This window comes from Kibdelosporangium banguiense (assembly GCF_017876405.1).
GTDB lineage: Bacteria > Actinomycetota > Actinomycetes > Mycobacteriales > Pseudonocardiaceae > Kibdelosporangium > Kibdelosporangium banguiense.
This window is the reverse complement of the sequence record NZ_JAGINW010000001.1, coordinates 3,511,722-3,534,593: the sequence shown is the minus strand read 5'-3', so window position 1 is coordinate 3,534,593 and position 22,872 is coordinate 3,511,722. Positions and strand designations below refer to the sequence as shown.

At 66.2% G+C, this 22,872-nt stretch carries 21 protein-coding genes; 9 read left to right on the top strand and 12 right to left on the bottom strand.

The genetic code is table 11. From position 1 onward, the window contains the following. Positions 1-45 precede the first annotated feature (45 nt). Both JOF56_RS16795 and JOF56_RS16790 read right to left on the bottom strand, forming a co-directional pair. Positions 46-1,902 (bottom strand): glycoside hydrolase family 9 protein, encoded by a 1,857-nt coding sequence (locus tag JOF56_RS16795; RefSeq protein WP_209638841.1) that lies wholly within the window; start codon positions 1,900-1,902, stop codon positions 46-48. A 115-nt stretch (positions 1,903-2,017) separates the two neighbouring features. After that, on the bottom strand, positions 2,018-3,088 hold the full coding sequence (locus tag JOF56_RS16790) for a hypothetical protein (protein ID WP_209638839.1): 1,071 nt from the start codon (positions 3,086-3,088) through the stop codon (positions 2,018-2,020). Between the two features lie 206 nt (positions 3,089-3,294). Between JOF56_RS16790 and JOF56_RS16785 the strand changes: the two genes are divergently transcribed. Continuing rightward, complete coding sequence (locus JOF56_RS16785) at positions 3,295-3,936, top strand: lytic polysaccharide monooxygenase auxiliary activity family 9 protein (RefSeq protein WP_209638837.1); 642 nt, start codon at positions 3,295-3,297, stop codon at positions 3,934-3,936. A 45-nt stretch (positions 3,937-3,981) separates the two neighbouring features. On the opposite strand, the gene JOF56_RS16780 is transcribed toward JOF56_RS16785, so the two are convergent. The 3 genes from JOF56_RS16780 to JOF56_RS16770 all read right to left on the bottom strand — a co-directional run bounded on the left by JOF56_RS16780 (position 3,982) and on the right by JOF56_RS16770 (position 9,535). Then, positions 3,982-7,179: a S8 family serine peptidase gene (locus JOF56_RS16780; protein WP_245378282.1), complete on the bottom strand. Its 3,198-nt coding sequence runs from the start codon at positions 7,177-7,179 to the stop codon at positions 3,982-3,984. 257 nt (positions 7,180-7,436) lie between these two features. Beyond that, positions 7,437-8,945 (bottom strand): FAD-dependent monooxygenase, encoded by a 1,509-nt coding sequence (locus tag JOF56_RS16775; RefSeq protein ID WP_209638833.1) that lies wholly within the window; start codon positions 8,943-8,945, stop codon positions 7,437-7,439. Next, positions 8,942-9,535, bottom strand: a complete 594-nt coding sequence (locus JOF56_RS16770; RefSeq protein ID WP_209638831.1) for a TetR/AcrR family transcriptional regulator — start codon at positions 9,533-9,535, stop codon at positions 8,942-8,944. The genes JOF56_RS16775 and JOF56_RS16770 overlap by 4 nt, the downstream gene beginning before the upstream one ends. A gap of 117 nt (positions 9,536-9,652) precedes the next feature. On the opposite strand from JOF56_RS16770, the gene JOF56_RS16765 reads away from it, so the two are divergent. Genes JOF56_RS16765 through JOF56_RS16745 form a run of 5 tightly spaced genes read left to right on the top strand, consistent with a single transcriptional unit; the run spans position 9,653 to position 13,644 of the window. Beyond that, positions 9,653-10,768: an acyl-CoA dehydrogenase family protein gene (locus JOF56_RS16765; protein ID WP_209638829.1), complete on the top strand. Its 1,116-nt coding sequence runs from the start codon at positions 9,653-9,655 to the stop codon at positions 10,766-10,768. Next, positions 10,768-11,781: a s-methyl-5-thioribose-1-phosphate isomerase gene (locus tag JOF56_RS16760; RefSeq protein WP_209638827.1), complete on the top strand. Its 1,014-nt coding sequence runs from the start codon at positions 10,768-10,770 to the stop codon at positions 11,779-11,781. The genes JOF56_RS16765 and JOF56_RS16760 overlap by 1 nt, the downstream gene beginning before the upstream one ends. Further along, positions 11,778-12,491 carry an acireductone synthase gene (gene mtnC / locus JOF56_RS16755; RefSeq protein ID WP_209638825.1) on the top strand — a complete coding sequence of 238 codons (714 nt, stop codon included), beginning with the start codon at positions 11,778-11,780 and terminating at the stop codon, positions 12,489-12,491. The genes JOF56_RS16760 and mtnC overlap by 4 nt, the downstream gene beginning before the upstream one ends. Beyond that, on the top strand, positions 12,488-13,072 hold the full coding sequence (gene mtnB, locus JOF56_RS16750) for a methylthioribulose 1-phosphate dehydratase (protein WP_209638823.1): 585 nt from the start codon (positions 12,488-12,490) through the stop codon (positions 13,070-13,072). Before mtnC ends, mtnB begins: the two co-directional genes overlap by 4 nt. Further along, positions 13,069-13,644, top strand: a complete 576-nt coding sequence (locus tag JOF56_RS16745) for a 1,2-dihydroxy-3-keto-5-methylthiopentene dioxygenase (protein WP_209638821.1) — start codon at positions 13,069-13,071, stop codon at positions 13,642-13,644. Before mtnB ends, JOF56_RS16745 begins: the two co-directional genes overlap by 4 nt. Before the next feature lie 10 nt (positions 13,645-13,654). Here the strand turns inward: JOF56_RS16745 and JOF56_RS16740 are convergent, their stop codons facing one another. Then, a complete protein-coding gene (locus JOF56_RS16740) occupies positions 13,655-14,668 on the bottom strand; it encodes a pentapeptide repeat-containing protein (RefSeq protein ID WP_209638819.1) in 1,014 nt (337 codons plus the stop codon). Between the two features lie 11 nt (positions 14,669-14,679). Further along, positions 14,680-15,768 carry a hypothetical protein gene (locus JOF56_RS16735; protein ID WP_209638816.1) on the bottom strand — a complete coding sequence of 363 codons (1,089 nt, stop codon included), beginning with the start codon at positions 15,766-15,768 and terminating at the stop codon, positions 14,680-14,682. A 249-nt stretch (positions 15,769-16,017) separates the two neighbouring features. On the opposite strand from JOF56_RS16735, the gene JOF56_RS16730 reads away from it, so the two are divergent. Then, positions 16,018-16,515 carry a phosphoribosyltransferase gene (locus JOF56_RS16730; RefSeq protein WP_209638814.1) on the top strand — a complete coding sequence of 166 codons (498 nt, stop codon included), beginning with the start codon at positions 16,018-16,020 and terminating at the stop codon, positions 16,513-16,515. Here the strand turns inward: JOF56_RS16730 and JOF56_RS16725 are convergent. The 5 genes from JOF56_RS16725 to JOF56_RS16705 form a co-directional block, all read right to left on the bottom strand. Next, a complete protein-coding gene (locus tag JOF56_RS16725; protein ID WP_209638812.1) occupies positions 16,512-17,264 on the bottom strand; it encodes an ESX secretion-associated protein EspG in 753 nt (250 codons plus the stop codon). The two genes, JOF56_RS16730 and JOF56_RS16725, sit on opposite strands and share 4 nt — an antisense overlap. Further along, entirely contained in the window at positions 17,261-19,060 is a 1,800-nt protein-coding gene (locus JOF56_RS16720) for a hypothetical protein (RefSeq protein ID WP_209638810.1), read from the bottom strand. The genes JOF56_RS16725 and JOF56_RS16720 overlap by 4 nt, the downstream gene beginning before the upstream one ends. 15 nt (positions 19,061-19,075) lie before the next feature. Then, entirely contained in the window at positions 19,076-19,522 is a 447-nt protein-coding gene (locus tag JOF56_RS16715) for a hypothetical protein (RefSeq protein WP_209638808.1), read from the bottom strand. A gap of 132 nt (positions 19,523-19,654) precedes the next feature. Beyond that, positions 19,655-19,840, bottom strand: a complete 186-nt coding sequence (locus JOF56_RS57940; protein WP_307855132.1) for a response regulator transcription factor — start codon at positions 19,838-19,840, stop codon at positions 19,655-19,657. Beyond that, positions 19,821-21,329 (bottom strand): AAA family ATPase, encoded by a 1,509-nt coding sequence (locus tag JOF56_RS16705; RefSeq protein ID WP_209638806.1) that lies wholly within the window; start codon positions 21,327-21,329, stop codon positions 19,821-19,823. Before JOF56_RS16705 ends, JOF56_RS57940 begins: the two co-directional genes overlap by 20 nt. Positions 21,330-21,447: 118 nt before the next feature. On the opposite strand from JOF56_RS16705, the gene JOF56_RS16700 reads away from it, so the two are divergent. Together JOF56_RS16700 and JOF56_RS16695 are read left to right on the top strand one after the other, a co-directional pair. After that, on the top strand, positions 21,448-21,918 hold the full coding sequence (locus tag JOF56_RS16700) for a nucleoside deaminase (protein WP_209638804.1): 471 nt from the start codon (positions 21,448-21,450) through the stop codon (positions 21,916-21,918). Then, on the top strand, positions 21,915-22,871 hold the full coding sequence (locus JOF56_RS16695; RefSeq protein ID WP_209638802.1) for an isopenicillin N synthase family dioxygenase: 957 nt from the start codon (positions 21,915-21,917) through the stop codon (positions 22,869-22,871). Before JOF56_RS16700 ends, JOF56_RS16695 begins: the two co-directional genes overlap by 4 nt. Position 22,872: the final 1 nt, after the last annotated feature.

Here is a 22,872-nt window from a genome sequence, read left to right as displayed (position 1 = left end):
TTCGGCCGGCGGCCCGGTGCGAAAACACACCGGGCCGGACAGCTCTCAGCTGGAAAGGCCGAAGGCCAGCAAAGCAGTGGACGTGAAATCGATTGCGGGCTCGGAACTCGGCCATGACCGCAAATCGTCGAAGAACCGGGATCCTTGCCCGTCAAAAGCCTCGAAATTATTGGAGCAGGCGATTGCGCCTGGCGGCATCTCACCGAGATCCTCGAAGTTGTCGGCTCCGTTCGGTCCGTTGATCACGGCGCCGTAGAGGATGCGTGAGCCGCCGTTGGGGTCGCCGGCGAGGTTGGCGGCCTGGTGGTGGGGGCACTTCGGGAATGTCGAACCGGCACCGACGACCAATGAGATACCCCAGGCGTTCGACCCGAGCGCGAAATTACGTTGCTGCACACCGAAGGCGTCAAAGGACCTGTCCCCTGTGACCGACCGGTAGAGCCGGGCTGTCGCCGCGAAGCCGAAGCTCTTGCTGGCCGCGTCGAACTGGGTGATGTCGACGCCGGTGCGGAACGGGCTGGTGGCTGCGTTCGTCGCGCCCGATGTCAACTGCCGCCGCAGGTCACCGACCAAATCGGACGCAGTCACAGCGGCACCTGGAACACCGCGCCGCAACAGAGGAATCAGCTCAGCGTGAGCCAAAGCGCTTGTGTCATAAAGGTTGAGAGTGTCCTTGTCATCGCTTGCGATGTAGGCCTTGGCCCAGTGGGCCGCCTGCCGCGCCCAGTCGGATGCCCGGTGGTCGCCGAGTTTGCGCGCAGCCAGAGCCAGCTGGATCGCACCGAGCTCCATGTCGTCCATCCAGGACGATTCGGGGTAGTAGGCGTGCGGGAACGCCGTCACGAGCTCACCGACGTCTGTTGTCTTGGCAGCGGCAAAGATTGAGGCAGCTTCGGTGAGATAACGCTTGGCTTTGGCAGGATTGCTCTCAAGCTGTGCACCGAGCGCGAACGCAGCCGCGACACGACCGGCGAGGTTGGGACTGACGGGTGATCCTGCCGGCCCGGCGGGGAATACCGGCCGATACTTGATGAAGTACTCGGAGTCGCCTGGCTTGACGTCCAGTTTGTCGTCCGCTTCAGCCAGGCGCCACACGTCGTGGTCGCCGACAAAGCCGAATTCCTCACTGCCGGTACCGATCCCGACCTGGGCATAGAGAGTGCCCGTGCGTGCGTCCCAGGTTTTGTCCAGCCAGTCCAGGCCGTGCCTGAACTCCGCGAGCAGCTGGGGATTCCCGCCCTCACGCTGGACATAACCCATCTCTGCCAACGAATACGCCGTGTTGGACGTGAACTTCACGAAGTCGCCCGCGTCAACCCAGCCGCCCTCGACATCGACCGGCCCGCCGATCGGCTTGAGTGGTTCGGCGGGGACGTCTCCCCCGTCGCCCTTGAACTTCGGTTCGGCGTAGACGGTTGCCCTGCTGTCGGTGAGGTGGGATTTCCCGCGGTTGAGACGGCCCGGGATTATGTCGCGGCCGTCGCGCTGGGCCTGGAAGAACTCCGTGGTAGCTCGAACCAGGGGCTGGAACAGTGTTTCCGCGCGGTCGACCTTGAACGACGGTGAGGTCGCGGCGATCCGGCCGGTGAACCTGACCCGGTAGCTGCCGGGCTTGGTGATCTTGGAGAAGTCGACCTGGTGGACCGCGGTGTATCGCGAGTTCCAGCTGCCCAGGCTGGCACCGACCTTGCCGGACAGCACGGTCCGGCCCGAGGCGTCGACCACGGTGTACGGCGCGCCGGCGACCGCGGCCGTACCCAGCAGGTATCCGTACTTCGCTTCGCTCGTCGCGTACCCGACCTGGTCCACGCGGACAAATCCGGCGGCGGCCGCGGTCGCCGGAGTCGCGGTCGCAGCAAGACAACACAGTGTGACCACGGCAACCGACCCACGTCTGAGCATGACAGCTCCATCTCTGGCGGCGAGATAATTAGGGAACTTTCCGAACAGTAAAGACTCGCGCACCGGGATGGTCAAGAGGCCGGCCTCCGCGAACCACGCGAGGGCCGGCGCGACTTCAGTTACGTGAGGTGTACGCGACGAACGAATCAGACTTCGCACGCTTGCCGAACTCGTCGAAGCAGTTGACGTTACGTACGACGGCATTGCCGCCGGAGGTGCCCCACAGGTCCTCTAGGCCGCAGTGCTCCGAGCCCTTCCCGAACGCGGTGACCTGCACGTGGTCCTCCAGCATGCCGACCTTCGGGAACGTCACGAGGTACTGCCCGGGTCCGAAGAACACGGTGTTGACGGCACCGAGCGAGTTGTAGTTGGTCTGCGACGGCAGCGCCGGGTTCACCCAGACATACCCGAACAGCTTGGGCGGGCCGATGGCACCGACAACCGGCCGCTCGCGGTTGTAGCTGAGGGTCCATCCCGTGTCGAAGGGCTTGCTGTTGTAGTCGTAGCAGCGCACCACGACGGTTTGCCCCGAGGCACCGGGGTACCACTCGGAGATCTTGCAGCGCGCCGGCTTGTCATTGACCGCGGTTGCCTGGAAATTGCCACTCTCGTCCGGCGGGCCGGACATCGGCAGCCAGACCTTCCACTCGCCCGTGCCAGGGCCGCCCCAGCCGACGTAGTTCGCAAGGCCCTCGGAGTTGTACTCGTCGAGAATCGTGCCGTCGTACGCGGAGTGGATGTAGGCGTGCTTGTCCGTACCAAATGGACTGAAGCCACTGCTGCCGGTGAACATCACGGTGAACCGTGAGTCGGCGGGAACACCGCCGAAGGCATAGCAGTCGACCCACACGTGTTCATAGCCGGTGCTGAAGCTGGGTTTCCAGCCGACAAGCTGGCAGTAATGTGGCTTGGGGTTGACCGCGGTGACGTGCGGGATGCCGACTTTGTTGGCAGTCTTGGCAAAGCGCACCTCGTAGCGGCCGGTCCCGTACGAGCGGACCTCGCTCGCCGGACCGGTCGGGGTCCACTGGTGCGACGGGTCCATCAGCCCGAACACCGGGCCGGGCGCGGGTTTGTCGTTGTAGGCGAACGCCCACACGTCCCCGATCGATGCCTGGGCGGGCACCGAAACGGTGATTCCCAGCAGTACAGTGATGATGGATATCAACAAGGATCTCAGCCGCATCGCGGCCCCCTTTGGATGGCGTGATTTTCCTCCTTGCCTCACTCAGGTCGTGAGTTACTCGCTCACTGTTAGCTACTCGAAGCTGCAAATCTTTTAGCCCGAATGGACCTAGCGGCGCTGGACTAGACCAATTCACACTCGAAACAACGTCCTCTTCATGGGTCGGGCGCGACGACTTCATGACATCGCTGTCAAGGAGACGCCTGATGACCATGCGCCGGAGAGCCGCCCTGGTCGCCCTGCTCGGTGCGATCCCCATCCTGCTGTCCACAGTCGTGCCGGTGTCCGTGGCCAGCGCGCACGGCTCGACCATGAACCCGCCCAGCCGCACCTACCAGTGCCGATTCAACGAGAACCCGGAGAACCCGACGTCGGCCGCGTGCCGGGCGGCCGTGCAGGCAGGCGGTACGCAGGCCTTCTACGACTGGCACGAGGTCAACCTGCCCAACGTCGCGGGCAACCACCGCGCGTTCATCCCGGACGGCCAGCTCTGCGGCGCCGGCCGGGCCAAGTACACCGGCCTCAACCTGGCCCGCAACGACTGGCCGGCCACCCGGCTGACCTCGGGCGCCAACTTCACCTTCCAGGTCAAGGCAACAGCCGCGCACCTGGGGGTGTGGACGATGTACGTCACCCGCAACGGCTACAACCCGACCACACCACTGCGCTGGTCGGACCTGGAGCAGTTCCACCAGGTGACCAACCCGCCCATCTCCAATGGCGTGTACCAGATCGCCACTCGCCTGCCCAGCGGCAAGTCCGGCCGGCACGTGATCTACACGATCTGGCAGCGCCAGATGCCCGACAGCGGCGAGGCTTTCTATCTCTGCAACGACGTTCTGTTCTAGACAGCACTCAGGGGCGGCCGGACGGCCGCCCCTGAGTGTTTTCCACTAGCTCACAGCATTGATCTGGACAACACCGTTGCCCACGATCCCGCCGTCACTGGTCTGCACGGCCAGCTCACCGAGGAGCTTGCGACCGGCAGGCAGCGCGGCGTTGACCGTCACCGTGCCGGGCGCGTTCCATACTGTCCCGATAGGACGGAGCTTGTCGGTGTCGTTGACCGCCACGTTGCCCAGCGCAGGCGAGGCGAACACGTCGGTGTAGTCGAACTCCGTGGTGCCTGCCGGCACCGAGAAGCCGTCCACCAACGTGACCCAGAGGCCCGCTGCCGGGTTGGCGACGCTCACCGCTTCGTCGGAGTCCCCGTCCGCGCTCTGCGCGGCCAGCACACAGGTGCCGGTCGTGCAGTTGAACAGGAACAGGTCGAGGTCAGCGGTCCCGTCCGACGTGTTGCCGATCGCCGCACGCAGCGACGTCGAGCCCGGCAGCACCTGGATCGCACGCTGTTGCTGCGCGAGGTCGGCGATCGTCGGCCGGATGACCAGCGAGCTGCTCAGCGGACCGCCGGCGAGCTTGCCGGTGAACGCGGCAGCCGTGCTGGAAACCGTGTAGTTACGCGGCAACGGCACACCCGTCTGGATGGTGTCGATGACATCCGGGTTCGGGCTGATCGCCGTGGTGATCGCGCTGACGGTCAGCGAGAACGGCGCCAGGCCCGTGTCGGAGGTCCGGCGGGCCTCCACGTAGACCTCCCAGACACCACTGATCGGGTTGTTCACCGTCCGGGTGGCCGGCAGACCACTGGTGCAACCCGCACCCGCATCGGGGTTGTAGCACGAGGTCGTTCCGGTCGGGTCGATCGGAATGCCCCGCGGGTCGACGCGGATGAACCGGACCTGCCCGGCGCCTGGCGTGGCACCGCCACCGGTGAGGTCCACCTTGAGGCCCGTGGTGCCCTGCGGCACGCGGACAAAGAAGTTCTGCGTCTGGTTACGGGCGATCTTGCCGCTCACGGTGTAGGTGAACTTGGTGCCCGCGTTGAACTCCTGCGGCACGAACACAGTGTTCAGCGTGCGGCTGTCGATGCCCGGCGTGAACGGGTTGTCCAGCTGCAGGCTGGCGCTGTGGATGCCCGCCTTGCCCGGATCTACCCGGACGTCCACCTTCACCGGCTTGTTCAACGGCAGGTTGACCACGCCCGGCGAGGAGAACGTGCCGTCGTTGCCGACCCATCTCAACCGGTACGGCACCGTGCCCTTCGAACCCGTTGTCCGGGTGAAGGTGTAGGTGCGGGTGTACTTCTTGCCGCGCTGCACGCCTTCCCGGTCGTGGATGCCGATACCGACGCCCGGCGTCGGCAGGAAGGCGTCCAGCACCGTGTTGACCTCGACCGACGCGGTCACGGTGTCCGGGTTCGGGTTGATCGCCAGCTGGAAGAACGCGCCGAACACGTCGAACAGGCCGTTGCCCTGCTCGTACGCGCCATAGTTGTCGATGAAACGCGCGGACGAGTAAATCGCGTTACGCAGATCGCTCACCGACGGACGCTTGCCGCCATGCGTCTGCTTGTAAGCACTGACAAGCAAAGCAGCCGCACCAGTCGCCTGCGGGGACGCCATCGACGTGCCCTGCAGGTGGCCGTAGCCGTTGGGCAGCACGTACGTTCCGGGCACCGCGCCCTGTGCCTGCCAACGCGGAATCGCCGAGATCGCCGAGCCAGGCGCGATGATGTTCGGCTTGAAACCACCGTCCTCAGCCGGACCACGCGACGAGAACGGGTGCAGGTTCTCCTTCTGGGCCGTCTTGGAACCGTAGTTCGACAGCCAGGTGTCCCGCGTGATGTACGAGCCGACGCTCACCACATCCGAGGCCACCGACGGGTCGCCTATGGTGTTCGCGCCGGAACCGCTGTTGCCGGCCGAGAAGAACACCTGGACGTTGTACTGCTCGATGACACGGTTGTAGATCGTCGTACCGGCACCGTTGCCGTCGTTGAGGGCGGGCAGGCTGCCGATCGAGACGTTGATGACGTCCGCACCGTTCTTGGCGGCGTAGACGACACCGTCGATCATGCCCGAAGTCGTGCAGGACGGCGTGGAGAAGCAGGCCTTGACCGCGAGCAGGTTCGCACCCGGTGCCGCACCGGACATCCGGCCGTCCAGCAGGGCGTTACCGGCCGCGATACCGGAGACGTGCGAACCGTGCGCGGCACCGGCGATGCCGAGGTTCACGTACGGGGTGTCCGTGGGGCCGTACAGCGACTTGTCGGTCTGCACGGTGAACGGGACCTGCTCGGACACGGCCGGCGTGGCCGGGTTGTCCGTACCGAAGTGGCCGACGTCCTGCTTGACCTTGTAGTCGATCATCGCGGTCTCGTCGGTGAAGTTGCCGTTGCCGTTCAGGTCGACACGGACTTCCTTTGTCGCGACGTCCTGCAGCACGCCGAACCGGTCGAGCTTGTCGCCGTCCCGGTTGACGTCACCGGCGAGCTCGCTGGCGGCGTTGGCGAAGTCGCCCGCGTTCTCGGTGAACAGGCCGAACGAGTACGGGCCGCCGGTCGCCGGTGCGGTCCAGGTCCGGCCCGAGGCGCTGAAGGAACCGGTGAACGTGGTCTTCGACATCGGGACCCACGTGTTGTCACCGGACGTCGGCGGGTTGGCGTTGTACCAGTCGACGACCTTGCGCTCGCCGCGGCTGGTCTTGGTCAGCGCCGGGTGGTCCAGGTCGATGCCACTGTCCACAATGCCGACTGTCACACCCTTGCCGTCCCAGAACGGGAACAGCTGGCTGAACTGGGCGGCGTGGGTGTCGCCGGTCGGCATGTACGGGTTCACGCGCGGGGTTTTCGGGCCCGGCGCCGGCTGGGGCAGCGGGTCGGTCATGCCCTGCGTCGACGGCTCGTCCCGGGCGATCACGCTGTCGACGTCGATCGCACGGACGGCGTCGAGCTTCACCGCCTTGCGGGCCGCCTCCGGCGGCAGTGTCACTTTGAGATAGTCGACGTCCTTGTCCACGGACTTGACGACCGAGCCGAGCCTGCGCAGCTCGTCGGCGGCCGCGTCGGTCTTGCCCTTCTCGGCGGCCACCAGGATGGTGACCTCCGTCTTGCCCGTCTTCTCCGCTTCGGCGATCAGCGCGCGGTCGTTCGAGTCAAGGCTCTTCTTGTCGGCGGGCACCGGCTGTTCCGGCGTCGGTTGAACCGCGAGCGCGCTCGGCGCCGCGAGCCCGAGCAGGGCGGTGCTCATCGCAAGCACCGCCCACCCGGCGCGCATTCGCAGGGGAGATCGTGATGCTGTCACGGCGAAACCCTTCATGGGGATCCCAGGGAAACTGCCATCAGAGCACATATCGCGAAAGGTGCCCGGACAATCACACAACTGGCCTATTCTCCGCAGTCCACATTGGCCTGTTCGGGCTACAGCGGAGAATTCGTAACACGAAGGGGGTTGCGATCCAATAACGGCGCGGACACTCGCTCACGCACCGCGCACGATCGGCTGCGTTACGTCGCCATCGCCGCGGTTCGCGGAATACCAAACCACATTGCCATCTCTTCATTTAGTCCACTAAGGACGGTGTCGCCCGCCCAGGCGACGTAGCCGTCCGGCCGGACCAGGATCACGTCGGCAGGTGGCCGACCCGATTGCACCGCCACCAGATCCACCCGGTCGCTCCAGCCCGCGGCAAGATCCGCGAGCGCGGCCGATCCGGTGAAGTCAAGCAACGTAGGTCGGGCGTCGTACATCAGTTCGGCAACGCGGCTACCGTCCGACAATTCGATGTCCGGCAGGAACTTGCCCGCCAACGGGTGCGTTGTCCGCATTTCATAACGGATGTCCGAGCCCGCCATGGTCTCCGCGATGTGCCGCACAGTGTCCACGTTGGTCAGCAGTTCCCCGAACAGCTCACGCAACGCGGTGACCTCACCGCCGGGCGCGGTCAGCGCGGACTGCGCCTGGGTGTGCATGACGACCCGTTCAGCCACTGGCCTGCGCTCGGATTCGTAGGTGCCGAGCAGCCCTTCCGGCGCCCAGCCCCGCACCTGCGCGGCCAGCTTCCAGCCGAGGTTGGCCGCGTCCTGCAGGCCGAGGTTGAGCCCAGGGCCGCCCATCGAGGAATGCACATGCGCCGCGTCACCGACCAGGAAGACCCGGCCCGCCCGGTACTTCTCCGCCAGCCGGGTGTTGCCGCCGGTCAACCGCCGCAACACGTGCGGCCCCGGGGACGCCGGCGGGCCGATCGGCACGTCGGCGCCGAGCACTCGGTGCACACTCGCACGCAACTCGTCGATCGTCATCGGGACCTCGTCACCGGGCGCCGAATCCCATTCGACCGTGGTCATCAACGGCCTGCCCGGCTCCAGCTCGGCCCAGACGAACAGGCCACGGTCGGTACGGGTGAAGCTGGCACTGGCGATCCGGCCGAAACCCGGGACGTCCAGCCGGCCATCCACTCGCTCCGGCATCGTCACGTGCGCCGCCCTGGCCACAGTGTCCACAGTGGTCACACCAGGAAAGTCGATTCCTGCTTGCTTGCGTACCACGCTGTGCGCGCCGTCGGCGCCGACAAGATATCGCGCCCGTTCGGTGTAGTCGCCGTCCGGACCACTGATGGCAATCGTGACACCGTCATCGTCCTGTGTGAACGAGACAACCCGGTGTCCACGACGGACTTCCGCACCGAGCTCGACCGCACGTTCTTCGAGCACTTGCTCCAGCCGGCGTTGCGGCACCGGCAGAATGGTGACCGGATTGACCTCGAGTGCACTGAGATTGAGCGGCATCGCACCGAACATGAACATCGGTGCTTTGAACGGAACCCGGCCGCCGCCGAGCCGTTCATGCAGGCCGCGATGGTCGAGCAGCCGGACGACCTGCCCCACCATGCCGTTGGCCTTGGGTTCCGTGCTGCGTTCGGCCAGCTGTTCCAGCACAATCGGGCGCACTCCGGCCTGTGCGAGCTCGCTGGCCAGAAGCAAACCGTTCGGGCCGCCCCCAGCGATCACAATCATGGTTCTCCTCCTTGCAGATGTGTCAGGTGTCCCAGTGCGGTACGGACCAATGGGCCGAGCGGCATCGGTGGATCAGCGCTCACCCACTGTTGCTGCGCGACACCGCACGCAGCCCCGACCGCGCCCGCGACGACCCGCGGGTACATGTCCTTGTCGACATCCAGGCCGACTCGCTCGGCGATCGCCTCGGCCAGCGCACGTTCCATTGCCGCATGGACCTTGAGCATCTCGCCGAACAGCAATGGCGAGTTGACCATTTCCCGGACACCGCTGGTCCAGCTCTTGTCCGGGACGGTGTCGTTGTCGTAGACGGCAAGCACTGCCTTGGTGATCGCCTCCCAGAACGGCTCCCGCGGCGGGCGTTCCCGCAACGCGTCGCCGATCTGGGTCATCCGGTCCAGCTCACGCCAGACAATCGCCTCGTACTTGCTGGAGAAGTAGTTGTTGAACGTCCGCGGCGAAACACCTGCCTCCGCCGCGATCTCCTCGACAAGCACGTTCTCCACACCACGGTCGACGGCGAGCTTGAGCGCAGCCCAGCTCAACGCCTCCCGGGTGGCCCGCTTCTTGCGTTCCCTCAGGCCTGACACCACCCGAGGGTAGAGAAAAAGTGCGCGCCACGCAAGTTTGCCGCTCACGCACTTTTCTCCGGGCCGTCAGCGGTGAGCCGGCAGTCGAGGACGTCGTCATTCGCTAGATTTGCCGCCATGACGGACTGGATCGGCATGGCCGAGGACGTGGCCAGCCAGTTGCAGGCGGACGCGGCCGACCGCGACCGGGCGAACCTGCCACCGACCGCGGAGGTCGAACTGCTGCGCGCCTGCGGCCTGCTGGCGGCCGACGACGAGGTCACCGGCGCGGTGACCAGGATCGTTTCGGCGGCGGACGCGTCGATCGGCCACCTGATCGGCTACCACTACCTGCATCTGTGGCGCGCGAAGCTGTTCGACAACCCGGCCGCGTCCGACCGGATGCGGGCAGATCCGAGCTGGTTCTGGGCCGGGGTGAGCAATCCGCTCGACGCGGCGTTGTCGTTGACGCCCGAGGGTGACGGGTTCGTCGTGGACGGCCGTAAGACCTTCGCGACCGGTGCGAGCGTTGCGGATCGACTGGTCGTGTCGGCGACCAGGACCGACAGCGGCGAGAAGCTGACGTTCACTGTGGACGCCAAACAGCCGGGCATCTCGTATCCGTCCGACTGGGACAATTCGGGCCAGCGGCTGACCGCGAGCGGCGGCGTGGTATTCGACAAGGTCGCCGTCGACGGCAGGGACGTGCTCGGCGCCCAGCCGGCCGACGACGTCCGGCTTTCCCTGGCAGCGCTGGGTTTCCAGCTGGCTTTGACGCAAGTTTACGTCGGCATCGCGGCCGGTGCGCTGGCCCAGACCGCCGAGTACACGCGCGGCAGCGCCCGGCCGTGGTTCCTGTCCACAGTAGAGAAAGCGACCGACGACCCGTACATCCTTGCGGGATATGGCGAACTCGTCGCCCAGGTCGAAGCCGTGGGCCTGCTCACCGACAAAGCCGAGGTATCACTCCGGCAGGCGACCGATGCCGGCAATGGCCTGACACCCGAGCAACGCGCGAACACCGCGCTCACGATCTCGGCCGCGAAAGTGTTCGCCACCAAGGTGGTCAACGAGACCACAGCCAAGATCTTCGAGTTCATGGGCGCCCGGGCGACGGCTTCGAAGTACGGCTTCGACCGGTTCTGGCGCAACGCCCGCACGCTCACCCTGCACGACCCGGTCGTCTACAAGGCCCGCGAAGTCGGGGCGTACTTCCTGACCGGCGAGCACCCGCCGTTCACGGGATACAGCTGATGGCGCCGGTCCTGGCCGACAGCGTCAGGCTCACCGAAAACGGCGTGCAGATCCTCGACCGCCGTGGCTTCCCGTTCGCACGCGAGTGGGTGCTGTGCCGGACCTCCGACGAGGTCGCCAAGGCCATTGAGGACATGGTCACGCAATCCTCAGGCCCGTACTTCGCAGCGCTGTACGGCATGGTCCTGGCCGCACGCGAAGCCGCAGGGTTACGCCCGCACGCGGCGTACGCCTATTTGGAACAGGCCGGCACGCGACTCATCCGCGCACGGTCCACGAACAATCACCTGCGTAAGGCCGTGCACGCCGTGCTGTCGACCGCGGCGGGCTCTGGAGACGACCTCATCGCGAGCGCTATGGCGGGCGCGCACGCAGGCGACGAACTGTACCGCGAACGCAGCCGTGCGCTGGGTTCCGCGGCGGCCGCGCTGTTGCCTGACGAGGGCGGAGTCCTCACGCACTGCTGGGCGGACCTCTACTTAATCGAGACCGTTTCCGCAGCTCAGCGGAGCGGCAAACGCTTGCGATTCTTCTGCACCGAGACCCGGCCGTACCTGCAGGGCGCCCGCCTGACCGCGGAGACACTCGTCGAGATGGGTGTGGACACCACCCTGATCTCCGACGGCATGGGCGCCGCCGTGATGCAGTCCGGCGAGGTCGACGCCCTGATCACCGCCGCCGACCGGGTCACGATGGACGGCCACGTGGTCAACAAGGTCGGCACGCTCGGGCTGGCCGTCGCCGCGACGGCGTTCGGCATCCCGTTCCACGCCCTGGTGCAGGCGCCCGACCAGGACGCACCCACAGCGGCCGACGTCCCCATCGAGTACCGGCCCGGCGACGAGGTCCTGCACACGCTCGGCATGCGTACCGCCAGCGAGAAGGTGCGCGGGTTGTATCCCGCATTCGACGTGACACCGCCACGGTTCGTTGCCACGATCGTCACCGATCGCGGCCCATTCGAACCGCATCGCATCGCCGAGTACTACCGCGAAGGAGAAACAAACCAGTGACCGCGCTGACCGCTCGATGGGTCGTCGTCGACATCGAAGGCACGTTGACCCCGACCAGCCAGGTGCACGTGGTGCTGTACGACTACGCGCGCCCTCGGCTCGGTCCGTGGATCGACTCGCACCCGCGCGATCCAATCGTGGTCGATGCCGTCAGTGCAATCCGTTCATTGAGCGGATTGCCCGACAGTGCAAACACCGAGGCAATCGTCGAGGTGCTGCACGGCTGGATGGACGCGGACCAGAAGATCGCCCCGCTGAAGACGTTGCAGGGCCTGATCTGGCAGCGTGGCTACGCCGACGGCGACCTGGTCACCGAGTTCTTCCCGGATGTCGTGCCGGCTCTGCGGTCGTGGCACGACACGGGCCTGGACCTCGCGGTGTTCTCCTCGGGCTCGGTCGCCGGGCAGGTCGCGTCGTTCTCCCGGACCACCGACGGCGACGTGACCTCGCTGTTCTCGGCGCACTTCGACACAGTGAACGCCGGGCCCAAGCGGGAAAGGCCGTCCTACACGGCGATCGCGGCCGCGTTGAACGCCGCCGGACCGCAGATCGTCTTCTTCTCCGATGTCCCGGCAGAGCTGGACGCGGCGGCCGAGGACGGCTGGCAGACCGTCGGCCTGGCCCGGCCCGGCGAGCCGTTCGGCGACGCGGACTTCGGCACCCACCTGGCGATCAAGGCATTCGCCGAAGTCAGCGTGGACCTGCCGTGAACCTGCTCGAAGCCGGGGTTCTGCTGGCCGCGGAGTCCGCGCGGTACACAGCCATGGGCTGGATGCGCGGCACCTCCGGGAACCTGTCGGTGCGCCTCGGCGACGACCCGCTGCGGCTGGCCGTCACAGCGAGTGGTCTGGACAAGGGCGAGCTGACGGCTTCCGACGTGGTCGAGATCGACGCATTCGGCAACGCGATGTCGCCCGGCGTGCCTTCGGCCGAGGCTGGTCTGCACGGCCGCATCGCTGCGGTTTCCGGCGCCGGCGCTGTCATTCACGTGCACGTTCTGGCGCCCGTGCTCGCGGGCGAACGCTGGCCGGACGGTGTCGTGCTGCGCGACCTGGAGATGCTCAAGGGCTTCGGGCGCCAGGCGCACGACGACACCGTGACCATCCCGGTCGTTCCCAACAGCCAGGACATGGCCGTGCTCGGCGACGCCTTCGAGGCCGGTTTCCGCGCGGACACCCCAGCCCTGATCGTGGCCCGGCACGGGCTCTACGTCTGGGGCGCCGACCTGCACCAGGCCCGGCATCGCGCGGAATGCCTCGAATGGCTGCTGAGGTTCATACTCGAAGCATGACGTTGCTGACCGTTTGGCCCGACACCGACCCGTCGACAGTGCTGCTGCGCACCGAGGATCACACCGAGATCCAGGGCGAACTCAAGCAGCTCGGCGTCCGCTTCGACACCTGGCCGGTCGTCCCCGGCCTCCCCGCGGAGCCCACCTCGGAGCAAGTGCTCGACGCCTACAGGTCGTACGTCGGCCGAGTCGTGGAGACCGAAGGCTACGTCTACGTCGACGCCCTGCACATGACACCCCGCGACACTCCAGAATGGACCAGAACGGCCGCCGAGGCCCGGCAGAAGTTCCTCGCCGAACACACCCACGACGACGATGAGGACCGCTTCTTCGCACGCGGCTCCGGCGTCTTCTACCTGCATGTCGACGGCAAAGTCTTCGGAATCCTCTGCGAGGCAGGCGACCTGCTCAGCGTGCCCGCCGACACAACCCACTGGTTCGACATGGGAACCCGCCCCGACTACGTCGCCATCCGCTTCTTCCATGACGACGACGGCTGGGTCGGCAACTTCACCGGCGCCCGCCTGGCCGAGGACTTCCCCAGCTTCGACACCCTCACCGCCACTCGCTGAAAGGGAGCGGCTAGGGCAGGAACTGCTTGATCTCCGGCGGCGTGCCCCGGGCGAATGTGACGCGCTCGAAGTTCGTCGTGTTGCCGAACACAGCCGCTTTGAAGACAGCGCTGCGCTCGAACACCGCTGACTCGAACATCCCGCTGCCGGCGAACTTGGCCGATGCGAAACTGGCGTTGCCGCGGAACCTGGCGGACCCGAAGAAAGCGTTGCCCCTGAAGGCTGTCGCACGGAAGACGGCTTCGTCGGTGAAGATCGCCGATTCGAACGAGACGTACTCGGTGAAGACCGATGAGTCGAAGGACGCGGTACCGGTGAAGAGGGCCGATTTGAACTGGGCGGTTTGCGCCTGGCAGCGCTTCAGATCGAGCGCGATGAGGTGCGCCCCAGACAGGTTGATCTTCATCTCGGCCCAGAACTTGTTGTCCGGATCCCTGGGCAGGTCACGCAGATGAGCGCAGAGAATGTCCTGTGCCGTACGCCGGACTTCAAGCTCTTGAGTCCGTTGCCTGTCCTCCGCATCATCGGTGGGCTCGACACCAGGGAGTACATAAGGCATGCGCAAGTACGCGCAGAACACGTTGACGATGGTCTGTCGTTGCACTCGATAGTCCTGTGCGAGGCGCTCCAGGGCGTAAAGGCCGCCCATACGGACCGGGGCCTTGTCTGAGCCGAGTTGTTCGACAGCTTTGGTGTAAAGATCCGTGATCCGCCGCTCGGTCGCGTCCGCGCGGGTGTCACTGGCAACGCGTTCTTGGCGCTCAAGGTCGGCTTCGGTGGATCGTTGCCGTTGCCACGCCAGGTAGAGCGCGAACAAACCGCCACTGCCCGCGCCGACGCTCAAACCGATCTTGAGTGCGTCGAAACGCGCCGCGACCAACTGCTCGCCATTGAGCCCTCTGGTGGCTATCCACCACAGTGCGGTCACTATCGCAGCGGTCAGCAGCGCGATCGTGGTCGCGATTCCGGTGATTCCCCGGTGCGAGACGACCGGTGGTGCAACCCGGCGATTTGAGGAGTCCATAGCCACTTTGCTCAACCGTTCCAGGTGATGCCGTAGAAGGTGAACCGCCCATTGCTGGCCGGTGAGCCGGGAAGCAGCCGCACGACCAGCGAGGCATATCGATCCATATGGCTCAGCCCGCACAACTGGCTTCCGACATGCAACTCGGCGAAGCTGATGGAGTCGCGCCATCCGGTCGCCCTGGCACAGCGCTCGCGATTCGCCAGGGGATCGTCCGGAATGATCGTCAGTTTGGCGCCCAGGTTGGTGAACACTTTCTGCGTATCGATCTGTAGTTCCCCAGGCTTTGTGGAGTCATGGCGCCAGTACTCGATGTCCACCCAGTTGTACCCCTGCTGCTGAATCAGTTCGACGACACGTTTCTCCTGCACCTTGTCGTATCTGCCGGGATCTTCGGATGGCTGCGCAGGTTGTTTGCCCACGTTGGTGGGTGCTGTCGCACTGGGCGTGTTTTTCGTGGTGACCGGCGGGGATCCTGTCGGCTTGCCGGTTGGGGTTGCCGGCCCGTTCGGCAAACCCGCGGAAGTCGAAGGCGGTGCGGTGGACGTAGGCGACGGCGCTGAACTCGCCACTGTGGAAACAGGAGCGGAGCCGACGGCCGGCGGGTCGGTGCGCGGAGTTCCGCCTGGCACCAAAGCGGTCACCATGACTATGCCGACTGTGAGGGCAACTGCCCCGAGGATCAGGATCGCCGGCCGAATCCGGCGTGTTCTGCCGGTTTGTTCCTCAGTGATGGTGTCCGACCCGGGCGGCTCATCGGACGGTTCCGGGCTTTCATCGTCTGCCGACGAGATCTCGTCCTCGCGATCAACACCGGTGTTTTCCAGTGCGGCGCCGACAGCCTCCCATTCGGCATGCCACTCTTCGATATCGCCGTCGCATGCGGAGACGTAAGCCTCAACGGTCCTCCAGGCCGGCCAGATCTTACCGGACGCGGCAGCCAGCAGCTTCTCGTGCGGACATCCGGTCTTCCCCTCCATTTCTTCATAGGACATCTCAGACCTGCGCAGCTGTTGCAGCTTACCTGCGAACCGCTTAACCGGGTCATACTCAGGTGGATCTTCCGATTCGATCATATGGCTTCGCCCCCTCGGCTTCACTGCGAAGGAATTGAACCAAAAGATCGAATCAAGTGTTTACCGACCCCATGTGACCGAGTTGTTATCTGCTCACAATTTGCCTTGCACATATGGTTGACCGAAATCGGGCGACGACCGTCCTGGAGTACGCGCAGGACACATCGCCCGAAAGTGCCGTGCACCGTCTCAATCGGACTCGACTGTCCAATGAGGACGAGGAGTGACCAGGCACCCACAAGGCCGCGGCGGTTGCCGGGTTAGGCTGCCGACATGGCGGCTGAGCGCGAGATACTGACATGGGACCTGTTCGGGACGGCGTCCCGGGAACTGGCCACGACCATTGCGCAGGACGGGTTCCAGCCGGATCTGATCCTGTCCATCGCCCGGGGTGGGCTGTTCGCGGCGGGTGCGCTGGGCTATGCCTTGAACGTCAAGAACTTGCATGTGATGAATGTCGAGTTCTACACCGGTGTGGACGAGCGTCTGGACCTGCCGGTGATGTTGCCGCCAGTGCCCAATGTGGTCGATTTGACTGGTGCGAAGGTGCTTGTGGCCGACGATGTCGCGGACACCGGCGCCACGCTCAAGCTTGTGCGGGACTTCTGCCAGGACCATGTCGCCGAGGTGCGGTGCGCGGTGATCTACGAGAAGCCGCGCTCGGAGGTCAAGTGCGAGTACGTGTGGCGCCGGACGGACCTGTGGATCAATTTCCCCTGGTCCGACCAGCCACCCGTGGTCGACGCCCCGGACGCGGTTCTCGAGGCCTAGGCCGTTCTCAGCAGTTCCTCGATGCGGTGGGCGATTCGTTCGCCGTCCGCGGGTGCGATGCTGACCCATGTGCCGTCGTGCACCATCAGATAGCGGCCGTCGCTTGTGTCGAACCAGGTGATCATGGTTTTGGCACGGGTCCGGACGCCTGCGCGGACGCTGGTTGCGCGGCTGCTGGTGGTGACGCCGAACTGGCCGCCGCGGATTCGGCGCTCGGCGAGTTCGACGAGCATGGTGGCGTCATCACCGCTGACGCCATTGCTCATCAGGATGTCGCGCTCGTCGCTGTCCCCGAACGGGTCAGCGTCCTCACCGTTGACCGCACGCTGCATGGCCTGGTACGGCAGCGAAATCGCGTTTCCCGTACCGGCCTCTCCCTCGGGCAGAACCTCCACAATGGACCATGCCAGGGAGGTCGGCCGGACTGCCGCGAACGACAGGGTTTCGCCTCCGATCGCGACCAGCACCCCCTGGGTGCCGTCGGTCGCTGCCAGGCCACGGATCGGCGCGTCGCCGAATCCGACTGTGTCCACCGATGTGGCAGGCGCGGCGAGCACCTTCAGCAGGTTGGCCAACCGTGCGTCGAACTGCAGCCCGGCCATGGTCTCTGCCCGCATCTCGGCGCGTTCCTCCAGCGTCGCGCCGTTGCTCGGCACGTCGAGGGGGTACGGCATCCGGCCGAGTTCGAGATGTTCCCAGAGGAAGTCGAACTCCCGTGTGGACAGTTGGTAGTCGATACCGACTGTCATTTGTCCCCTGCCGGTTTGCGGGCCGTCTTGTCGCCGATCACCGGCGGCGCCATGCGACCAGGCTCGTCCACGACCTTCTCACCGGTGACGTACTTCGAGCGGTGTTCCTTGTCCTCTTCACCGCGCTGGCCACCGCCGCCCATTCCGCCCATGCCCATCCCGGGCGCCCCGGCGGCACCAGGACGGCCGGCGGCCGCCGGGTTGCCGGGGTTACCGCCGCGCATCGCGGCTTCCTCAGCCGCCATCACGCCCGCGCCGGCGCCGAAGCCGGGGTTACGCATTCCGCCCTGCTGCTCGATGAAACCAGGGGCGCCGCCGCGTGGCGCAAAACCGCCGCCTGTTCCCCCACCGCCGCCGGGAACACCGGGAACGCCTGGGCCACCGGCGAAAGGCATCGGACGGGGCATCATGTTGGGCTTGTACGGCTCGCCCGTGAGCGGGTCGATCCTTGGCGGCATGTAACCGGATCGCGGATCACCCGGGGCGTAAGGACCACCACCACCCTGGTTGTTCGTCCCGCCTGGCTTGTTCTGCCCACCTGGCCGGTACGGACCACCGCCGGGCGGGAAGTAACCGCCGCCCGGGTAGTTCGGCTGTTGGAAGTTGGGCGGTGGCTGATAGTTGGGCGGCCGGTACGTCGTGTCGCCCTGGAAGCCGGTGCCGCCCGGCGGCACGAACCCTGAGGTGGTCGTCGCGGTCTGGGGACCGTTCGGCGGCACGTTGGCAGGTGGGCCAAAAGAAGCCGCGGCGGGCTGGAATCCGGCGCCACCAGCGAAGTTCGGCGCGGCACCGCCGGAGAAGCCACTGCCGCCCTGGAAACCGGAACCACCCGACGAGCTGCCGCCCTGGAAACCACTGCCCGGCGAACTGCCACCCTGGACGTTGCCGCCTTGGAAGTTGCTGCCCTGGAAGCTCTCCTGGCCGCCCGGCACTCCAGCAGGGCTACCGGCCGAGGACAGCGGCAGCAATGCACTCGCGGTAGTCGGTGCGCTGCCAGCAGTCGCATCGCTGACGCCGCGCATCATCAGGCCGTTCACAGCGTCGCCGTCGGTCGTGGTGGCGTCCGGCGGGACGACGAATCGCGGCGTGGTCTGGTCCACCGACCGCGACTGGCCTTCCATGCTCACCATGACCTGCACGGCCTGCTCGTGCGCGGACCGCGCCTTCTCGCTGACCGCCTGCACGTCCTGAACCGCCTGCGTCAGCCCGGCGAGCCCGCCGGTGGCGAATCCCTGGCGCAGCATCTGCTCCCAGTCGAAGTCGACCGGCTCGGGCATCGAGGCTTTGGCGCGCTCGGCGGTCAGTCCCTGCTCGGCGATGCGCGTTCCCATGTACTGCGAGGTCTGCGCGGCGTCGCCGCCCCAGGTGGCCAGCTTCAGCGTCGACTCACGAGCCGCCTGCGCGGCAACACCTTGCCAGCCGGACTCCGTGCCACGGATGATCTCGTCCATCGCGCGGGAGTTGTCGGCCATCATGTTGCCGAGATCGGTCCACTCGCGGGCGAGCGCGTACGCCTCGGCCGGGTCGTTGCCCGCGTGCACCGACTCGTACAACTGCTGGTGGGGCACGGATGCCCAGTTGCCGGACTGGTTGAGCACCCGGTCCTCGCCCATCGAGACGTTCTCGTCCAGCTTCTTCGCGGCGTTGTCGATCCGGATCTGGTCGATCAACCGGCCGAGGTCGCCGAAGAGCCCGTCGCGCCCGGTGTCGGTCGTCTCGGAGACAGGTGCGTCGAACGTGTCGTAACGCTCGAATTCGTCCTGGTCAAACCCGCTGTGATGGCGGTCGCCGGCCATGAGGCTGTTATCTCCCTAGAACTTCGAGGAAACCCGCTGGAACGCCTGCGCGGACCCCTCTTCGGAGGTCTGGTAGCGCGCGATCGCCTCGGCCACCGCGTCATGGGCTTTCACGAGCATCTGGTGGTATTGGTACAGCACGTTCACGAAGGACACGTCCTCGCCGTCGGCCCGGCGCTCGAACTTGCCCGACATGGCCTGCCCGACCCAGTTCGTGCCCAGCGGCACCGGGCGGGACATGCCACGCAGCCGGTTGAGCCACTCGGCCGCCGAGTCGGCCTGGCCGCGCAAGGTGGTGAGCAGCCGTTCGCCGGCCTCCGGCTCGAGAATCACATCGCCCGACTTCACCGCGGCGTCCAGGGCCGCGACGTCCACCATTCGCTCTGCCAACGTTGTCGCCGCGTGGCCGGCGGAGGTGACCGGTGTATCGGCGACGGATGCAGGGTTGTCGTCGACGTACATTATTTCCTTCTATGAAAAATGGTAAATGGACGCAAACCAAAACAGTGCCACATTTGTGCGCGAGGGTACCAATACCTCCGAACGATCACCACCGGCGCATGAGTTCAAGTTGGCGCAAGCTCGCCACGCGGCTCAGGCCTGCTCGGACAGCAAGCGCGTCAACTCTGTCCGGGAGCGCACACCCAGTTTGCGGTACACCGCAGCTAGATGGCCCTCCACCGTCCGCACACTGGCGAACAGCTGTGCGGCAACCTCTCTGTTGGTCAGCCCGGTCGCGACCAGTTCCGCGATTTTCGTCTCAGTCTCGGTCGCCGCCACGACCGTCGCCGACGTCGGATGCCATCGCCAACGCGACCGCGTGCAGATGCTGGTCGTCTCGGGCTTCGGCGATCGTGCAGCGGATCAGCTCCTGCGCGGCCGGGGCTCCGCGCGCCCAGTACGTCAGCTCGGTGCGGAACGGCAGAGTGCGTCTACGCAGGTCCGGTGGCATGTCCGCACTTTCGTTCTCGTCGACGTATCGCGCCGCACGCTCCGGTTCTCCGACTGCGTACAACACCTCCGCCGCTTCGAGCCTGCGGCGGCACAAGGCCCACCGGTCGTCTGGCGGCGTGAAGTCGACGGCGAGCTCCACCAACTCCGCCGCACCACCAGTGGCGCCACGGGCCCGCGCCACCGACGCTCCTTCGTCCAGCGCCACAGCGACTTCGGCGTCCGGTGGTTCGGCCGCGACCGCCATGTGCCTGGCGCGCTGCTCCGGGTCCTTGACAATCTCGGCAAGCCGCCGATGCAACGCGGACCTTCCGCCCGGTGGCAACGCCTCCAGCGCGGCGTATCCCAGCAATGGGTGCGCAGGACGCAACTTTCCGGCCGTCTCCACGACCACACCCACGGTCACCGCGACGTCAAGAGCCTTGCCAGGGTTCGCAACAACACTGTCAAGTGCTTGCAACGCCAGCGAAACCGTCGGATCTGCAAGGGCCGAGACCGCGATCAACGCCGCCCTCGTCGACGCCTCCAGTCCGGTAAGCCGTTCGGTGACAACGGCAATCAGCGACGCCGGCAGCGGCAGGTCGATCGTCGGGCCGCCGGGCTGGCGGGCCAGCGCGCGGCCGACTTCCAACGCCCAGAACGGATTGCCAGCCGTACGCTCGACAAGAGCACGCAACACCCGTGGCGGCAATGTGAGGTCGAGCCGCGAGCTCAGCAGCTGTTCGATGGCGCCTGCGTTCAACGGCTCCAGCCGAAGCTCGTCGACGGGGATTTCCCGCCACAGTGCGGACGCGATCTGGTCGAGCCGCAACGTCCCGAGGATCCGGATCGGCTCGGTCCGCATCCGCCGCAACGCGAACCGCACGGCCTCCACCGTCGGAGTGTCCACCCAGGACACATCGTCCAGCACGATCAGCACCTGCCGGTGCTCGCACAGCCGCCGCAGGACAGCCAGCACGGCCATCCCCACTTCGCGCTGCCCGCCCGCCGCCGGACCGGGCATCCGCCGCGCGAGCGCCACCTCCAGGGCGATCCGCTGCGGCTCCGGCAGCTCTCGCAGCAGCCCGTCCGCGGCCTCGTCCAGCAGATCGGTCAGCCCGGCGAACGACAGGCCGGTCTCGCTCTGACTCCCCCGGGTGGCCAGCACCAGATACCCACGGTCACCAGCCAGGTCCATGGCCGCGGCACAGACGGTGGTCTTGCCTATGCCCGGTTCACCCACCATGAGCAGGCCTCGCGGGCCGTCGTCCGGCTCGTCGAGCAGTCTGCCGACCGCCGCCAGCTCCCGTTCTCTGGCCAGCCACCCCCGCGTCCGCATATCACCCATCGTGACAGAGATCCAGTCATCCGTGGGGGCCACGGTCACTGCCCGATCGGGCGATCCCGGCAGCCAACAACCTCTTGCCACCGTGCGATCCAGGCACGACAGTGTGACCATGCAAGCGAGCCGCGAGTTGATCGAGGCGAGACAGATGCTGACCGTGGCGCGTCAGGAGGCGCTTCGTGGCAAGGCGGAGGGTGGGATCCCCATCGGCGCGGCGATGTTCGGGCCGGACGGCGAGCTGCTCGGCAGCGGCCACAACCGGCGGGTGCAGGACGGCGACCCGTCCATGCACGCCGAGACCGCCGCGTTCCGCAACACCGGCAGGCGGCCGGACTACCGCGACACGGTCATGGTCACCACGCTGTCGCCGTGCTGGTACTGCAGCGGGCTGGTCCGTCAGTTCAACATCGCCAGGGTGGTGATCGGCGAGGCGACCACGTTCTCCGGCGGGCACGACTGGCTGGCCGAACACGGTGTCCAAGTGACCATTGTGGACGACCCGGACTGTGTCGAGCTGATGACGGAGTTCATCAAGGAACACCCCGAGCTCTGGTTCGAGGATATCGGAGAGGCACGAACATGACTGTCCCGCTCGTCGATCTGGAGCCCTGGTTCCACGGCTCACCCAAAGACCGTCTGGCCGTCGCCGACCAGATCGACCGGGCGTTGCAGAATTCAGGGTTCCTGCTGATCACAGGGCATGGCGTGGACCCCGCGTTGCGCGCGGACACCCGCGCGCAGGCCCGGCAGTTCTTCGGCCTGTCCGGTGAGCAGAAGCAGCGCTATGCCGTGTCGGTCGGCGGGCGTGGCTGGTTGCCGCCCGGCGTCGAGGCCAACTCGTACGCCGAAGGCACCGAGACACCGCCGGACCTGAAAGAGTCCTATTCGATGGGTGCCGACGCCGCGGTGGGCATTCCCGAGATCGACTCGTTCTGGTTCGCTCCCAACGTGTGGCCGTCCGAGGTTCCTTTCCTGGAATCGACCGCACGTGAGTACATGACGCGGATGCGGGCCCTGTCCGACACGCTGCTCACGATTTTCGCGGTGGCGCTGAGATTGCCGGAACGGCATTTCACCGCGCACACGCACAATCCGACGTACACCTTCAACATCAACTGGTACCCGCCGTTGAACGTGGTCGGCGAGCCCGACGACGGCCAGTTCCGGATCGGCCCGCACACCGACTTCGGAACGGTCACGGTGCTGGACCGTGAGGCCGGTGTCGGCGGGTTGCAGGTGTACACAAAGGATGGGCATTGGGTCAACGCTCCGTACAACCCGGACGCGTTCACCGTGAACATCGGCGATCTGATGGCCCGGTGGACCGGCGACCGCTGGCGTTCGACGCGGCACCGCGTCCTGCCGCCGCACGCGAGCGCGCCCGACGAGGATCTCGTCTCGCTGATCTTCTTCTACGAGACCGACCATGACGCCCGGATCTCCTCGCTCGGCCCGCCGATCGGGCAGATGTCGTACCCCGAGGTGATCGCCTCGGAGTACCTCAAGGAAAAGCTCGACGCGATCACCGTGAGCTGAA

Excerpts from the sequence above, each read along its gene's own strand:
- JOF56_RS16795 (WP_209638841.1), bottom strand. The coding sequence starts at position 1,902 with ATGCTCAGACGTGGGTCGGTTGCCGTGGTCACACTGTGTTGTCTTGCT.
- JOF56_RS16790 (WP_209638839.1), bottom strand. The coding sequence starts at position 3,088 with ATGCGGCTGAGATCCTTGTTGATATCCATCATCACTGTACTGCTGGGA.
- JOF56_RS16785 (WP_209638837.1), top strand. The coding sequence starts at position 3,295 with ATGACCATGCGCCGGAGAGCCGCCCTGGTCGCCCTGCTCGGTGCGATC.
- JOF56_RS16780 (WP_245378282.1), bottom strand. The coding sequence starts at position 7,179 with ATGAGCACCGCCCTGCTCGGGCTCGCGGCGCCGAGCGCGCTCGCGGTT.
- JOF56_RS16775 (WP_209638833.1), bottom strand. The coding sequence starts at position 8,945 with ATGATTGTGATCGCTGGGGGCGGCCCGAACGGTTTGCTTCTGGCCAGC.
- JOF56_RS16765 (WP_209638829.1), top strand. The coding sequence starts at position 9,653 with ATGACGGACTGGATCGGCATGGCCGAGGACGTGGCCAGCCAGTTGCAG.
- JOF56_RS16760 (WP_209638827.1), top strand. The coding sequence starts at position 10,768 with ATGGCGCCGGTCCTGGCCGACAGCGTCAGGCTCACCGAAAACGGCGTG.
- JOF56_RS16745 (WP_209638821.1), top strand. The coding sequence starts at position 13,069 with ATGACGTTGCTGACCGTTTGGCCCGACACCGACCCGTCGACAGTGCTG.
- JOF56_RS16740 (WP_209638819.1), bottom strand. The coding sequence starts at position 14,668 with ATGGACTCCTCAAATCGCCGGGTTGCACCACCGGTCGTCTCGCACCGG.
- JOF56_RS16730 (WP_209638814.1), top strand. The coding sequence starts at position 16,018 with ATGGCGGCTGAGCGCGAGATACTGACATGGGACCTGTTCGGGACGGCG.
- JOF56_RS16725 (WP_209638812.1), bottom strand. The coding sequence starts at position 17,264 with ATGACAGTCGGTATCGACTACCAACTGTCCACACGGGAGTTCGACTTC.
- JOF56_RS16720 (WP_209638810.1), bottom strand. The coding sequence starts at position 19,060 with ATGGCCGGCGACCGCCATCACAGCGGGTTTGACCAGGACGAATTCGAG.
- JOF56_RS16715 (WP_209638808.1), bottom strand. The coding sequence starts at position 19,522 with ATGTACGTCGACGACAACCCTGCATCCGTCGCCGATACACCGGTCACC.
- JOF56_RS16705 (WP_209638806.1), bottom strand. The coding sequence starts at position 21,329 with ATGCGGACGCGGGGGTGGCTGGCCAGAGAACGGGAGCTGGCGGCGGTC.
- JOF56_RS16700 (WP_209638804.1), top strand. The coding sequence starts at position 21,448 with ATGCAAGCGAGCCGCGAGTTGATCGAGGCGAGACAGATGCTGACCGTG.
- JOF56_RS16695 (WP_209638802.1), top strand. The coding sequence starts at position 21,915 with ATGACTGTCCCGCTCGTCGATCTGGAGCCCTGGTTCCACGGCTCACCC.